Below are 14648 nucleotides of genomic sequence, written 5' to 3'. Positions count from 1 at the left end.
CCGCTCGATCAGGTCGCCAGGCAGCCCGGACCGAGCAGCGCCTTCAGGTCGCCCATCAGCGCCGACGACGGCTCCACCCGCAGGCTTTCGTCGAGTCTGAGCACCGTGACCTTGCTGCCCGTGATGAGCCGGACGTGGACGTCCGACGAGCCCGGATGGCGCGTGAGCACGTTCTTGAGTGCACCCACCTTGTCCGGTGTGCACAGCCGCGTCGGCATCGATACCGACACCGGTTTCGCCACGCCGATCTGTGAGAGGTCGGGGACGACGAGATCGTTCGCGATCAACGAGATCCGGTCGTCGCGAATGGAGACCCGGGCCTTGACCAGCACCACCGAGTCCTCCACGACGTCCATGCCGTAGACGGCGTAGGACTGCGGGAAGAACAGCACTTCGATGCCACCGGTGAGATCCTCGAGCTGCGCGGACGCCCAGGCGAGGCCGTTCTTGTTGATGCGACGGTTCACCGACGCCAGGATCCCGCCGACGGTGACCTGCGTACCGTCCTTGATCCCGCCTTCGAGGATCGCCGGGATGTGGGTGTCGGCCTGGGACGCGAGGACGTGCTCGACCCCGTTGAGCGGGTGCCCCGAAACGTAGAGCCCGAGCATCTCCCGTTCGAGCGCGAGGAGGTGCTTCGAATCCCATTCCTCCTCGGGGATACGGACATTGAACACCGAGGCGACGGATTCGTCGGCGTCGGCACCCCCGAACAGGTCGAACTGGCCGATCGCCTCGGCCTTCTTCGTGCTCATCACGGCATCGATCGCATCGGCATGCACGAGCATCAGACCCTTGCGGGGATGACCGAGCGAATCGAAGGCACCCGACTTGATGAGGGATTCGGTGACCTTCTTCGAGCACGCGATCGTATCGATCTTGTTGAGATAGTCGGAGAAGTCGGTGTACCGGCCCTTCTCCTCGCGTCCCTTGATGATCGAGGCCACGACGTTCGTGCCCACGTTCCGGACCGCGCCGAGGCCGAAGCGGATGTCCTCGCCCACCGACATGAAGTTGGTGTGCGATTCGTTGACGTCCGGCGGCAGCACCGTGATGCCCATCTTGCGGCAGTCGGACAGGTAGACCGCAGCCTTGTCCTTGTCGTCGCCGACGGAGGTGAGCAGACCGGCCATGTACTCGGCCGGATAGTTCGCCTTGAGGTAGGCGGTCCAGAACGACACCAGACCGTAGCCGGCGGCGTGCGACTTGTTGAAGGCGTAGCCGGCGAACGGCAGGACGGTGTCCCACAGGGCGGTGATCGCGGCCTGCGAGAAGCCGTTGTTCTTCATGCCCTCCGCGAAACCGTCGTAGGCCTCGTCGAGGATCTCCTTCTTCTTCTTGCCCATGGCACGACGCAGCAGGTCGGCCTGCCCGAGGCTGTAACCGGCCACCTTCTGAGCGATCTGCATGATCTGCTCCTGGTAGACGATCAGACCGTAGGTGTCGGCGAGGATCTCCTTCAGCGGTTCCTCGAGTTCGGGATGGATGGGCTTGACCTCTTGCCGCCCGTTCTTCCGGTCGGCGTAGTCGTTGTGCGCGTTCATGCCCATCGGGCCGGGACGGTACAGCGCCAGCACGGCCACGATGTCCTCGAAGCCGGTGGGCTGCATCCGGCGCAGCAGATCGCGCATCGCGCTGCCGTCGAGCTGGAACACACCGAGCGTGTCGCCGCGCGCGAGCAGTTCGTAGGTCGGCGGATCCTCGAGCGGCAGGGTGTCGAGATCGAGATCGATCCCGCGGTTGACCTTGATGTTCTCGATCGCGTCGCCGATGACGGTGAGATTGCGCAGACCGAGGAAGTCCATCTTCAGCAGGCCGATGGCCTCGCACGAGGGATAGTCCCAGCCGGTGATGATCGCGCCGTCCTGGGCACGCTTCCACAGCGGGATCGCGTCCATGAGCGGTTCGGACGACATGATCACCGCGCAGGCGTGGACGCCGGCGTTACGGATCAGCCCTTCGAGGCCGAGCGCGGTCTCGTAGATCTTCTTGACGTCGGGGTTGGACTCGATCAGCTGACGAACCTCTGCGGCCTCCTTGTACCGCTCGTGGCTCGGATCGGTGATGCCCGAGACGGGGATGTCCTTCGCCATGATGGGCGGAGGCAGAGCCTTCGTGATCTGGTCGGCGATCGCGAATCCGGGCTGGCCGAACTGCACTCGCGCGGAGTCCTTGATCGCCGCCTTCGTCTTGATGGTGCCGAACGTGATGACCTGGGCCACCTTGTCGTTGCCCCACCGTTCGGTGGCGTAGCGCACCATCTCACCGCGGCGGCGATCGTCGAAGTCGATATCGATATCGGGCATCGACACGCGTTCGGGGTTGAGGAACCGCTCGAAGAGCAGGCCGTGCGGGATGGGATCGATGTTGGTGATACCCATCGCGTAGGCGACGAGCGAACCGGCGGCCGAGCCGCGGCCGGGTCCGACGCGGATACCCACCTCGCGGGCGTGGTTGATGAGGTCGCCGACGACGAGGAAGTAGGCGGGGAAGCCCATCTGATTGATGACCTTGATCTCGTACTCGGCGCGCTCGACGTACTCGCGCGGCGGGCCGGCCGGGAAGCGACGGTCGAGACCGCGCATGACCTCCTTGTGGAGCCAGCTCGCCTGCGTCTCCCCTTCCGGCACCGGGAAGACGGGCATCCGGTCGCGGTGGGTCCACACCTCGTCGTAGGACTGCACACGCTCGGCGATGAGCAGCGTGTTGTCGCAGGCGTCGGGCACTTCGCGATCCCACAGCTCGCGCATCTCCTGCGCGGACTTGAGGTAGTAGCCGTCGCCGTCGAACTTGAACCGGGTGGGATCGGAGAGAGTCTTACCGGTCTGGATGCACAGCAGCGCCTCGTGGTTCTCGGCGGCGTCCTTGGTGACGTAGTGACAGTCGTTGGTCACCAACGGCGGAATGTCGAGCTTGCGGCCGATCTCCAGCAGGCCTTCGCGGACGCGGCGCTCGATGGACAGACCGTGGTCCATCAACTCGAGGAAGAAATTGTCCTTGCCCCAGATCTCCTGCCACTTCGCAGCGGCCTCGAGGGCCTCACGGTCGTGGCCGAGGCGCAACCGCGTCTGGATCTCGCCCGACGGGCACCCGGTGGTGGCGATGATGCCTTCGTGATGCTGCGCGATGAGCTCTTCGTCCATACGCGCCCACTTGCCGAGCTGGCCCTCGATGGACGCCAGCGACGACAGCTTGAACAGGTTGCGCAGGCCGGTCGAGTTCTCGGCGACCATCGTCATGTGGGTGTAGGCACCCGAACCCGAGACGTCGTCGGACTTCTGGCTGGGATCACCCCACTGCACACGCTTGGTGGAGAACCGCGACTCCGGTGCCACATACGCCTCGATACCGATGATCGGTTTGATGCCGAACTTCTTCGCGACGTTGTAGAACTCGCTGGCGCCGTACATGTTCCCGTGGTCGGTCATGCCGACGGCCGTCATCCCCAGCCGCTGCGCCTCCTTGAACAACGGCCCGACCTTGGCGGCACCGTCGAGCATCGAGTACTCGGTGTGGGTGTGCAGATGAACGAACGAGTCAGCCACGCGTGCCTCTCCCGGGATGTCTGTGGGCAGAGACGAGTCTAAGCCTCGCGAGCCTCCACGGTGAGCACGGCACGCTGTCGGCGCGCACGCACGAGCGCATCCGTGCTGTACACGGCCAGAGCGGTCCAGATCAGGGCGAAGCCGATCCACCGCGAGGCGGGCATGTCCTCCCCCAGCACCCAGACGCCCCATGCCATCTGCAGACTCGGCGTGAGGTACTGCAGCATTCCCAGGGTCGCGAGCGGGACCCGCTGGGCGGCGGCACCGAAGAGCAGCAGCGGAACCGCCGTGACGACGCCCGCGGACACGAGCAGCACGGTGTGATCCGTTCCGTATCCGAGGAAGGTGCCGGTGCCCGTCACCGCGAGGAAGATCACGTAACCGAGAGCGAAGGGGGCGGCCACCACTCCCTCACCGGCCAGGGAGGTCCGTGGGTCGAGCGGAACGATCTTCTTGATCACCCCGTAGGAGGCGAACGACAGGGCGAGCGTGAGGGCGATGATCGGGGGCCTGCCGTAGTCCACGGTGATCACCACCACCGCACACGCCGCCAGCACCAAGGCGCCGATCTGCGCCGACCGCAACCGTTCCCGGAAGAACAGGACCCCGAACACCACACTGACGAGCGGGTTGACGAAATAGCCGAGCGCGGTCTCCACCACCCGGCCCGAGACCACCCCGTAGATGTAGACACCCCAGTTGACGGCAATCGCCGTGGACGCCGCGGCGACCAGCCCCCATGTGCGGGCGGACAGTCCACGCAGAGTGCCCAGGCGCCCCATGACACCGAGCACGATCAGCATGAGCAGGAGCGTCCAGAGGACGCGGTGCGCGAGGATCTCCACGGCGCCGGACGGCGCGAGCAGCCCGAAGAAGGCCGGGAACATTCCCCACAGACCGTAGGCACCGAGTCCGCACAGCACACCGGTCCGCACGAGATTCGGGTTCGGCGACGACGCCGCCGTCCCGGCCGCCGCTTTCTCGCTCCCGGTCGCGCTCACAACTGGCCGTCGTCCGGGCCGGGGACCACCTTGTCGACGTGCTCGGGCAGTAGCGGTGACACGGAGAACCGGCCCGCGACCGCGTCCGGCGGCAGAGCTTCCACGACCCGCACGGACGGAACGGCCGCGACCGCACGCAGTTGAGCCGGCGTGCCGCGGACGACGGCACCGACCACGCACTCGCATCCCGCAGCGAGCCGTTGCGCGGATACCGCCCCGGCACGTTGGGCCCGTTCGGTGCCGAATCGGAGGGCGCTCAGCCGGCCCGCGGCGGCCGCCTGCGCCCGCCGCACCGCTTCGGGGTTCTCCGGTACGGAGATCGACACGAGCGGAGTCTGAACGCGATCGATCGGGACGCGGAACAGGATCTGCCCGACCCTCACGTCGCTGCCGAGAGCGACGACCGTCTCCATCCCCACCGGGGCGACGAACGACACCAGACCCCAGCGCGGGAGCCCGTCCGCATCGTCGGCGAGGCTGTCGCCGGCCCTCGCGAGATAGTCGGCGACCACCTCGCCGTGATCCGGCCCGAGTGCGTCGCTGCGCACCGACGCCGGCCGCACGGGTGACATCCATCCTGCGAGAAGGACGGCGAGAACGAGAACGACGACGGCCGCCCACGGTGTCGCGCGGGTCATGACTCAGGCGTTGCGCAGCACGCCGAGGGCGTGCTCGAGATCCGGGGGATACTTGCTCGTGATCTCGACCCAGTGTCCACGCGTGGGGTGCGAGAACCCGAGAGTGCACGCGTGCAACCACTGTCGCTCGAGTCCGAGCCGGGCCGCCAGGCGCGGGTCGGCGCCGTAGGTCAGATCACCGCAGCACGGATGCCGCAGCGCCGAGAAGTGCACGCGGATCTGGTGGGTCCGTCCCGTCTCGAGATGGATGTCGAGCAGGCTCGCGGCCTGGAACGCCTCGATCGTGTCGTAGTGCGTGACACTGGGCTTGCCGTCGGCGGTCACCGTGAATTTCCAGTCGCTGCTGCGGTGCCGTCCGATCGGGGCGTCGATGGTGCCGCTGCTCGGATCGGGGTGACCCTGGACGAGCGCGTGGTACCGCTTCTCGACGGTGCGCTCCTTGAACGCGCGCTTGAGCACGGTGTAGGCGCGTTCGGAGGTCGCCACCACCATGACACCGGAGGTGCCCACGTCGAGGCGGTGCACGATGCCCTGCCGCTCGTGGGCGCCGGAGGTGGAGATGCGGTAGCCCGCCGCGGCGAGGCCCCCGATCACCGTCGGGCCGGTCCATCCGACACTCGCGTGGGCGGCGACGCCGACGGGCTTGTCGACGGCGACGATGTCGTCGTCGGCGTAGAGGATCTCCATGCCCTCGACAGGCTGCGCCTCGATGGTCAGGGGGCGGGGCGGTTCGGGTAGCTCCACCTCGAGCCACGATCCGCCGGAGAGCCGGTCGGATTTGCCCACGGCCGCGCCGTCGACCACGACGGCACCCTCCTCGGTGAGCGTGGCGACCACGGTCCGGGACAGACCGAGCAGGCGCGCAAGGCCTGCATCGACACGCATCCCGTCGAGCCCGTCGGGCACGGGCATCGCGCGGGTTTCCCTCACTGGTGTGATTCCTTTCTCGTCTCGTCCGATTCGTCCGGGGTCCGGTCGCGGTCCTTCGCGGTCTTCCCGTCCGGTTCGATGCCGAAGATCGTCAACGCCACGAGCAGGATCGCTCCACACACGATCGAGGAGTCCGCGACGTTGAACACGGGCCACCATCCGACGGACACGAAATCCACCACGTGGCCCTGCAGCGGGCCCGGGGAGCGGAACAGGCGATCCGTGAGGTTGCCCAGCGCTCCCCCCAGGACGAGCGCGAGACCGAGCGCCCACCACCGCGACCTCAGGGTGCGGCCGATCTTCACGATGCCGACGACGACGGCGATCGCGACGAGCGTGAGCAGCCACGTCATGCCTGTCGCCATCGAGAAGGCCGCACCCGGATTGCGGATGAGTGTCAGTGTGACCGTGTCGCCGATGATCGGGATCGGGTCGGCCGGGTCGATGTAGTGGACGGCGAGCACCTTCGTCGCCAGGTCCGCGACGTAGACGACGAGCGCCACGAGCAGCAGCGGCCGCAGCATGCGTCTGCCGGCGTCCGCAGGCCGGGACGGCGGCGTCGACTCGTCGACGCGACCGGGAACCCCGGGTTCCGCGTCGCGGTCGGGTCGGGAAGCTTCGTTCGTCACCGTTCCATCATCCCCTACCGGAGCGACCACGGCGGTCCCGCCTCCCGTCGTGGCTACCCTGGGTGTCGTGCCTGCGCTGTCCAGATTCTCCCGTCCGGGGCCCTATGCCCTCGCGGCTGTCCTGTCCCTCTCCACTCTCGTCGCCGGTTGCGGCGCCTCTTCGGACGGCGCTCCCGCCGTGACCGCGGCGACGTCGACGGAGGTGACGGTGCCCGTGTCCGCTGTCAGTACGAAGGTGCTCGACCCCGGCGCCGAACCTCGTTCGGTGGTTCGCCTCGCTCCGGAGGCGGGGGTGCAGCAGTCCGTCGTCCTGACCACCCGGTCCGAGGTGTTCCAGCGGGTGGGCGACGAGCCGGAACAGGATTTCTCGACACCCGAGTTGACGCTCCCCTTGTCCGCCACTGTCGAGCGGGCCATCTCCGATGAGGATCCGAGCACGCTGGTCGACATCACGATCGGTTCGGCGACCTCGCCGGATCCGACACTCGCGTCCGCGCTCGGCGACGCCGAGGGTTCCGGTGCGGGCTTGACGATCGGGCCGAACGGGGCCATCAGTGCGCTTCGTCTCGCGCCCGCCTCCGCAGCGACGAATATCGCACGCTCGGCCCTTGAGCAGGCCTTCTATCAGGCCGTCTACCGGATCGTGTCGTTCCCCGGGGAAGCGATCGGCGTGGGTGCGGTGTGGGAGATCCAGCAGCAGGTGATGAGTGCGGGGATCACTCTCGATCAGGTCGGCACCGCGACGCTCGTGGATCGGGAGGACGATCGCATCACGGTCGATGTGAAGGTCGAGCAGAGGCCGCGGGAATCGACGTGGATCCTGCCGAACGGCCAGGGCCGGCTGGACATCGAGCAGTACACGATGGCCGGCGAAGGCACGATGAGGATCGACCCGGCGCTCCCTCTGCCCGTCGACGGCACTCTGACGGTGCGGGGAAACCAGACCTACGTCGAGCCGGACGGCGCGGCGCGCCTGTCCCAGTCGCAGGTCGACCGGGTGGGATGGGGAACCCCCGAACAGTGACCGGCCCCTTCGGGGAACCACGACGGCCGACGCGCGGGGAACCCCGACGGCCGACGCGCGGGGAACCACGACGGCCGACGCGCGGGGTCGCGCGTCGGCCGTCGTTTCGTTCCGGACGAGGGCTACATCAGGCGCAGGCCGGGGACTGCAGCTGTGCCATGTTGATCACGATGGAGCACGCGTAGTCCTTCGACACCTTCCAGTTGTCGTCCTCTGCGACGAAGTCGACGGTGCCGAACGACGGCTGCTCGCTGCCCGCGAGTGCCATCTCGACACCGGCGGTGATGGTGCCGTTCTCGTTGTCGGTCACGTCGACGACGTTGACCTGCACACCGGCGTCGTTGGCTGCCTGGGCGACCTTGTTGATCAGCTCCGGATCCTCCTCGGCGCCCTGAACCAGATCGGTCTTCTCGGAGGCCGGGACGTTCAGGTCGAAAGCGCGCGCGAGCTCGGCGTTGAGCTCCTCGGCGGAGGGCACCGGCGGGTAGTCGACGGCCGCAACAGTCTCGGTCGTGGTCGTGGTGGTCTCCGCGGTGGTCTCGGCCGAGTTGCCTCCGTCGTCCGAGCTGCAGGCGGACATCGTGAGGGCGGCGGCGAGCGCCACGGTGGCGACGGTGATCTTGCGAAGCTTCAACTTCTCGTCCTTCTCGTTCGGTCGTGCACGACACGTGCGTCGTGCTCGGTCATCCGGCAGCGGATCGCCCGCAAGAGTACCCGGAGGTGGTAAGAAGACCATGAGGACACCGGGAACCTGTTTCAGTTCAGGCTGGCGAGCGGATCCGCGACATTCAGGTACGGATCGTCCTCGTCGAGAGTGCGGACCGGTCCCGGACCGGTGCTGCGGGTCTCGAACCGGACGGTGACCACGCCGTGCCCGGCACCCTGAACCCAGCCGTGCCCGAATTCGGGATGGGCGACGTCGGTGCCGGCCGTCCACCGTGTCGCCGGTTCGGTCGCCACCGCGGCCTCCCCCTCGCCGTCCACCGCCGGTCCGGCGACGTCCGTCGCCGTCCGGTCGAGTTCGGGGAACAGCGTGTCCTGTGCGATCGCGGACAGACCCGCATATCCGACACCGACGAGACGCACCGGCCCGATCTCGAGAGGGTCGAGCGCGAGTCGCTGCGCCGCGGAGGTCAGCACTCGAACATCCTCGGTGGCGTAGGCCAGGGTCGACGATCGGGTGAGTACCGACATGTCGGCCTTGCGCAGTTTGAGCACCACGGTGCGGGCCGCGCGCCCGTCCTTGCGCAGCCGCGAGTGCGCCGCAGACGCCGACGCGGTGATCGCCCGCCTCAGCTCGGACATCGCCACGATGTCCGTGGGGAAAGTGGTTTCGGCACTGACCTGCTTGGCCTCGGCCCGTTCGGCGACGGGCCGGTCGTCGAAGCCGTTGGCCAGCCGGTGCAGGCCCGGCCCGACGGTACCTCCGAGAATCGAGGCGGCCTCGGTCACCGGCAGAGCGGCGAGATCTCCGATCGTCTCGATGCCTAGACGCCGCAAGCGGTCTTCGGCGACCGGACCGATACCCCACAATTTGCGTACGGGCAGGCCGTGGAGCAGAACGAGTTCGTCCTCGGGCCGCACGACGAGCACACCGTCAGGTTTGGCGAGACCCGACCCGATCTTCGCGATCTGCTTGCCCGATCCCGCTCCGATGGACGCGACGAGGCCGGTCCGCTCCCGGACGTGGTCGCGCAATGCGGAGCAGAACTGTTCGACCTCACCGGCCTCGGCACCCGCCAGTTCGGACGGTTCGGCGAATGCCTCGTCGAGAGACAGGGTTTCGAGGACCGGTATCCGGGCCCGCAGGGTGTCGAACACCAGGGCACTGAGTTCCCGGTAGAGCACTCCGCGGGGCGGAAGGACCACCGCCGCAGGCCCGACGAGACGGCGGGCCCTGCTCATCGGCATCGCGGAGCGAGCCCCGTAGACGCGGGCCTCGTAACTCGCCCCGGCGACCACCCCGCGCGCGCCGAGCCCACCGACGAGCACCGGCCGACCCCGCAGGGTCGGCCGGGTCAGCTGCTCGGCGGACGCGAAGAAGGCGTCGAGATCCAGGTGCAACACCCAGCGCCGATTCACGGAGACGGGCACGCACCGACAATAGTGCTCGCCGCGCGCGGAGAGCGCTCGGCCCGGGAGGGCGTCGTGCCGATCACGCCTTGACGATCGATGCGCGTGTCCCCTCGCCGAGCTCGATCACGTCGCCCTCGGGAGCACCCAGCTCGAAGGTCGTCGCGAGGATCTCCCCTGCGATCAGATCGCGGTGGCGAGCCGCCCATTCGGCACGGTCCGCCGGTACCTCGAACCGGACCGAGATGCGGTCCGACACCTCGAGACCCAGGGAGCGCCGCGCGTCCTGGAACTCGCGGATGCGGTCCTTGGCCCAGCCTTCCGCTTCGAGTTCCTCGGTGACGGTCGTGTCGAGCACGACCAGACCGTTGCCGCCGGGCAGGGCCGCGGTCGACTCGGGTTCGGCCGCGACGAGCCGAAGGGTGTACTCCTCGGGAAGCAAGGTGATACCGGCCGCGGTGACCGAGCCGTCCTCGGCCTCCGACCAGTCCCCCGCCTTGACCGCCTTGATGACCTTCTGCACGTCCTTGCCGAGACGGGGCCCGGCGGCACGTGCGTTCACGACCACCTCGAACCGGCCGTGTGCCTCGACGTCGTCGGTCGTCACGACGCGCTTGACGTTGACCTCGTCCTTGATGAGGTCGACGAACGGATCGAGCTGGTCCGAACCGGGAGTGGCCACGGTGACCTGCGGCAACGGCAGACGCACGCGCAGATGCTGCGCCTTGCGCAAGGACAGCACGGTCGAGCACACGCCCCGCACCTCGTCCATCGCGGTGACGAGCGCGGGATCGGACGGCAGGTCGTCGTGGGCCGGCCAGTCCGCCAGGTGTACCGACCTGCCCCCGGTCAGACCCCTCCAGATCACCTCGGAGGCCATCGGCAGCAGCGGCGCCGCAAGGCGGGTGACCACCTCGAGGACGGTGTGCAGTGTGTCGATCGCCTCGGTGTCCTCGTCCCAGAAACGCGAACGGGAGCGCCGGACGTACCAGTTGGTCAGCGCATCGCAGAAGGTGCGCAGTTCGTCGCACGCCCCGGCGATGTCGACGGTGTCGAGGGCCTCGGTGATCGCATCGCGGGTCTGCGCGAGCTTGGCGAGGATGTACCGGTCGAGCACGTGGGTCGAGTCGGTGCGCCAGGTGCCCGGCTTGGTCGCATAGAGCTGCAGGAAGCTCCACGCGTTCCACAGCGGCAGCAGTGCCTGCCGCACGCCTTCGCGGATCCCCTGCTCGGTGACGACGAGATTGCCGCCGCGCAGGATGGGCGAGGACATGAGGAACCACCGCATCGCGTCGGAGCCGTCGCGTGCGAACACCTCGTTGACGTCCGGATAGTTGCCCTTGGACTTGCTCATCTTCAGTCCGTCGTCACCCAGCACGATGCCGTGCGCCGCAACACATTTGAAGGCGGGGCGATCGAACAGTGCGGTTGCGAGGACGTGCAGGGTGTAGAACCACCCGCGGGTCTGGCCGTTGTACTCGACGATGAAATCGCCGGGATAGTGCGTGTCGAACCACTCGCGGTTCTCGAACGGATAGTGCACCTGCGCGAACGGCATCGAGCCCGACTCGAACCAGCAGTCGAGAACCTCGGGAACCCTGCGCATCGTCGACTTGCCGGTGGGGTCGTCGGGATTCGGCCGGGTGAGTTCGTCGATCATCGGACGGTGGAGGTCGGTCGGACGCACCCCGAAATCGCGCTCGAGCTCGTCGAGCGAACCGTAGACGTCGACCCTCGGGTACTCCGGATCGTCCGAGACCCAGACCGGGATCGGGCTGCCCCAGTAGCGGTTACGGCTGATGTTCCAGTCGCGGGCACCTTCGAGCCACTTGCCGAACTGTCCGTCCCGGATGTGCTCCGGCACCCAGGTGATCTCCTGGTTCAGCTCCACCATGCGGTCGCGGAAGCGGGTGACGGCGACGAACCAGGACGGCACGGCCATGTAGATCAGCGGCTGGCCCGAGCGCCACGAATGCGGGTAGGAGTGCTCGATCGTCTCGTGCCGCAGCAGTTTCCCGGATGCCTTGAGATCCTTGATGATCACGGGATTCGCATCGAAGACCTGCAATCCCTCGTACGGGGGCACCATCGAGGTGAACCTGCCGCCCGGGTCGAGCGGCTGCACCAATTCGATTCCGTTGCGCTGGCAGTACTCCATGTCCTCTTCACCGAAAGCCGGTGCGAGGTGGACGATTCCGGTGCCGGATTCGGTGGTGACGTAGTCGGCGGCGATGACCCGGTGCGCGTTGTCCCGGCCCACGAAGAAGTCGAACGGCGGCTCGTAGGCGAGGCCGACGAGGTCTGCGCCGCGATAACGCCCGAGCACTTCCGGTTCGTCCCCGAGTTCGCGGGCATAGTGGCCGAGACGGTCCTGGGCGAGCAGGTAGGTCTTGCCGTCGGTTCCCTTCACGGCGACGTAGTCGATGTCGGGATGGACCGCGATCGCGAGGTTCGACGGCAGTGTCCACGGTGTCGTGGTCCAGATGAGAGCGCACGCACCGTCGAGTTCGGAGCCCGGCGCCCGCAAGACCATGTCGACGGTGACGGCAGGATCCTGCCGCATCTTGTAGGCGTCGTCGAGGCGGGTCTCCTGGTTCGACAGCGGTGTCTGCTCGTACCAGCTGTAGGGCAGCACCCGGAAGCCCTGGTAGATCAAGCCCTTCTCGTACAGCGACTTGAATGCCCACATGACCGACTCCATGAAGTCGAGGTCCAGGGTCTTGTAGTCGTTGTCGAAGTCGACCCATCGGGCCTGCCGGGTCACGTAGTCGCGCCACTCCCCCGTGTACCGCAGCACGGACTGCTTGCAGTAGGCGTTGAACTCCGCGAGGCCCATCGAGTCGATCTGCGACTTGTCGGTGATGCCGAGCTGCTTCTCGGCCTCGAGTTCCGCGGGCAGACCATGACAGTCCCAGCCGAACCGGCGGTCGACCTTCTTGCCGCGCATCGTCTGGAATCGGGGCACCACGTCCTTGACGTAGCCGGTGAGCAGGTGCCCGTAATGCGGCAGACCGTTCGCGAAGGGAGGCCCGTCGTAGAAGACGAACTCCTCGGCGCCGTCCCGATTGCGCAAGGACGCCTCGAACGTGTCGTCGGCGGCCCACCCGGCGAGCACGCGCTCCTCGAGCGCGGGAAAGTCGACACCCGAATCGCGGGGCAGACCGAAGTCGACACGGGGATAGCCGCCGGTCGTCGCTTCGGTGGGATCCGGGGCAGTGTGGTTGTCGGTCACAGCGTCGCTCCTCCGTGCCTGGATTACGTCTCGGCACGGGGACGACGACCGTGCACCTGCACGGCTACCGCGGTACCACCCCGCTTGCACGCCCCCGTGGGGACGGCCACTCGTTCGGGCTGTGACGGGCCCACCCGTCCGGTTCTACTGAGCGACGGGAAGGTCGCCGTTCTTCCGGAGGCTCCCCGGTGATGGCCGGATCGACGCCACCCCGCATCGCGGGGGTCGAGGTTCCCCTCGACGATGTCTTCCCGAGGTTCGACCTCGGCGGTTCCCAGTGTAGGACGCTTCAGCGATCCGGAGAATTCCGGTCGCCCGGGCGTCGTCGCGGTGCGCGGCGAACAGGAGATTCCTCCGATGCGGCGCCCCGGCCCGCAGAGCGGGTGTCGACCGAGCCGCCCTCACCTGCGGTTCGCGCACCGAGTGCGTTCACCAGCAGGAGGACCGCTCCCACGACGCACACCGCGATACAACCCCACGCCCAGATCACCGATCCGGTCATCAGGGCGATGACGAGCAGACCGAATCCGACGGCTGCGAGTACCAGCGTGACGACGAGCACGACGCCCCTCCTCTGCCGAGGTACAGCACCAGGTCCGGGTCCTCGGTCAGCTGGTGCCCTTCGCGAAGGACGACGAGCCGAACGACGACGAGTTGGACTGGTTGAACGCTTCCTGTCCACCGTCCACCGGGACCGCCGAACCGCGCTGCTCGAGCTCCTCGAGCTGGGATTCGAGGTACGACTTCAGACGGACGCGGTACTCGCGCTCGAACGTCTTGAGCTGTTCGATGCGGCCCTCCAGCACGGAACGCTGCTGGTTGATCGTGGCCATGATCTCGGTGTGCTTCTTCTCCGCGTCAGCCTGCAGGGCGTCGGACTTCTCCTTGGCCTGGCGCAGCTGGGTCTCGGAGCGGGTACGGGCATCGGCGAGCATCGCATCGGCCTTCTGCCGAGCGTCGGCCACCATGGCCTCGCTCCGGGTGCGGGCGTCGGAGACGAGTTGCTCGGAGTTGGTCCGGGCGTTGCGCACGAGCTCTTCGGCTTCGGCCTTGGCATCACCTGTCAGGCGGTCGGCCATCTCCTGAGCGAGACCGAGGACCTTCGCAGCCTGCATGCTGGCGTCACCGGTCGACGGTGCCGTCGCGACGGGCGCGGGTGCGGGAGCCGGGGCGGCCTCGGGCTTGGGTGTCTCGACCACTCGTGCCGGTTCCGGCTTGGACGGAGCGGCCGGCGTGGACGAGGACGCGCTGCGCGGTGCCTTCTTGGCCTCGGCGAGCTCCTGATCGAGTTCGGCCACCCGCTGGCGCAGGTCGGCGTTCTCCTCGATGAGGTTCGTCAACTCCTGCTCGACGAGATCGAGGAAGGCGTCGACCTCGTCCTCGTTGTAACCACGCTTCCCGATCGGAGGCTTGCTGAACGCGACATTGTGCACATCAGCTGGTGTCAGCGGCATGGAAGGATCCCTTCACGCGTCGAGTAAGCGGTCTAGCAGGCGTTCAGTGTTATCGACAGTGCGTCCCGCTTTATCGGAACCACTGTATCCGGCACTCCATTGTGGCACACGGCAGCTTTCGA

Annotated in this window: 11 protein-coding genes; 1 reads left to right on the top strand and 10 read right to left on the bottom strand. The window is 67.4% G+C overall.

Annotated elements, in window-relative coordinates:
* Nucleotides 1-8: 8 nt before the first annotated feature.
* The 5 genes from dnaE to lspA all read right to left on the bottom strand — a co-directional run bounded on the left by dnaE (nucleotide 9) and on the right by lspA (nucleotide 6743).
* On the bottom strand, nucleotides 9-3545 hold the full coding sequence (gene dnaE / locus MOM01_RS14855) for a DNA polymerase III subunit alpha (protein WP_241386189.1): 3537 nt from the start codon (nucleotides 3543-3545) through the stop codon (nucleotides 9-11).
* Nucleotides 3546-3583: 38 nt separating this feature from the next.
* A complete protein-coding gene (rarD, locus tag MOM01_RS14850) occupies nucleotides 3584-4480 on the bottom strand; it encodes an EamA family transporter RarD (RefSeq protein WP_308196998.1) in 897 nt (298 codons plus the stop codon).
* A 62-nt stretch (nucleotides 4481-4542) separates the two neighbouring features.
* On the bottom strand, nucleotides 4543-5184 hold the full coding sequence (locus MOM01_RS14845; protein WP_241386188.1) for a hypothetical protein: 642 nt from the start codon (nucleotides 5182-5184) through the stop codon (nucleotides 4543-4545).
* A gap of 3 nt (nucleotides 5185-5187) precedes the next feature.
* On the bottom strand, nucleotides 5188-6096 hold the full coding sequence (locus MOM01_RS14840; RefSeq protein WP_241386360.1) for an RluA family pseudouridine synthase: 909 nt from the start codon (nucleotides 6094-6096) through the stop codon (nucleotides 5188-5190).
* A 14-nt stretch (nucleotides 6097-6110) separates the two neighbouring features.
* On the bottom strand, nucleotides 6111-6743 hold the full coding sequence (gene lspA, locus MOM01_RS14835) for a signal peptidase II (protein ID WP_241386187.1): 633 nt from the start codon (nucleotides 6741-6743) through the stop codon (nucleotides 6111-6113).
* 67 nt (nucleotides 6744-6810) lie between these two features.
* Between lspA and MOM01_RS14830 the strand changes: the two genes are divergently transcribed.
* On the top strand, nucleotides 6811-7767 hold the full coding sequence (locus MOM01_RS14830) for a hypothetical protein (RefSeq protein ID WP_241386186.1): 957 nt from the start codon (nucleotides 6811-6813) through the stop codon (nucleotides 7765-7767).
* A gap of 127 nt (nucleotides 7768-7894) precedes the next feature.
* On the opposite strand, the gene MOM01_RS14825 is transcribed toward MOM01_RS14830, so the two are convergent.
* From MOM01_RS14825 to wag31, 5 genes are all read right to left on the bottom strand, one after another.
* Nucleotides 7895-8401 carry a hypothetical protein gene (locus tag MOM01_RS14825; protein WP_241386185.1) on the bottom strand — a complete coding sequence of 169 codons (507 nt, stop codon included), beginning with the start codon at nucleotides 8399-8401 and terminating at the stop codon, nucleotides 7895-7897.
* A gap of 122 nt (nucleotides 8402-8523) precedes the next feature.
* On the bottom strand, nucleotides 8524-9834 hold the full coding sequence (locus MOM01_RS14820) for a DNA polymerase IV (protein WP_241386359.1): 1311 nt from the start codon (nucleotides 9832-9834) through the stop codon (nucleotides 8524-8526).
* 88 nt (nucleotides 9835-9922) lie between these two features.
* The gene (gene ileS / locus MOM01_RS14815) at nucleotides 9923-13072 is read right to left on the bottom strand and encodes an isoleucine--tRNA ligase (RefSeq protein WP_241386184.1); all 3150 of its coding nucleotides are present in this window, start codon (nucleotides 13070-13072) and stop codon (nucleotides 9923-9925) included.
* Between the two features lie 289 nt (nucleotides 13073-13361).
* A complete protein-coding gene (locus tag MOM01_RS14810) occupies nucleotides 13362-13634 on the bottom strand; it encodes a hypothetical protein (RefSeq protein ID WP_241386183.1) in 273 nt (90 codons plus the stop codon).
* Nucleotides 13635-13680: 46 nt separating this feature from the next.
* Nucleotides 13681-14526 (bottom strand): DivIVA-like cell division protein Wag31, encoded by an 846-nt coding sequence (gene wag31, locus MOM01_RS14805; protein WP_241386182.1) that lies wholly within the window; start codon nucleotides 14524-14526, stop codon nucleotides 13681-13683.
* Between the last annotated feature and the right edge of the window lie 122 nt (nucleotides 14527-14648).

Source organism: Rhodococcus sp. CH91, from assembly GCF_022554085.1.
In the GTDB taxonomy this organism is placed as follows: Bacteria; Actinomycetota; Actinomycetes; order Mycobacteriales; family Mycobacteriaceae; genus Rhodococcus.
This window is presented reverse-complemented; position numbering and strand designations above follow the sequence as displayed.

Coding starts and splice junctions, on each gene's coding strand:
- MOM01_RS14840 (WP_241386360.1), bottom strand. CDS start 6,096: ATGCCCGTGCCCGACGGGCTCGACGGGATGCGTGTCGATGCAGGCCTT.
- wag31 (WP_241386182.1), bottom strand. CDS start 14,526: ATGCCGCTGACACCAGCTGATGTGCACAATGTCGCGTTCAGCAAGCCT.
- MOM01_RS14845 (WP_241386188.1), bottom strand. CDS start 5,184: ATGACCCGCGCGACACCGTGGGCGGCCGTCGTCGTTCTCGTTCTCGCC.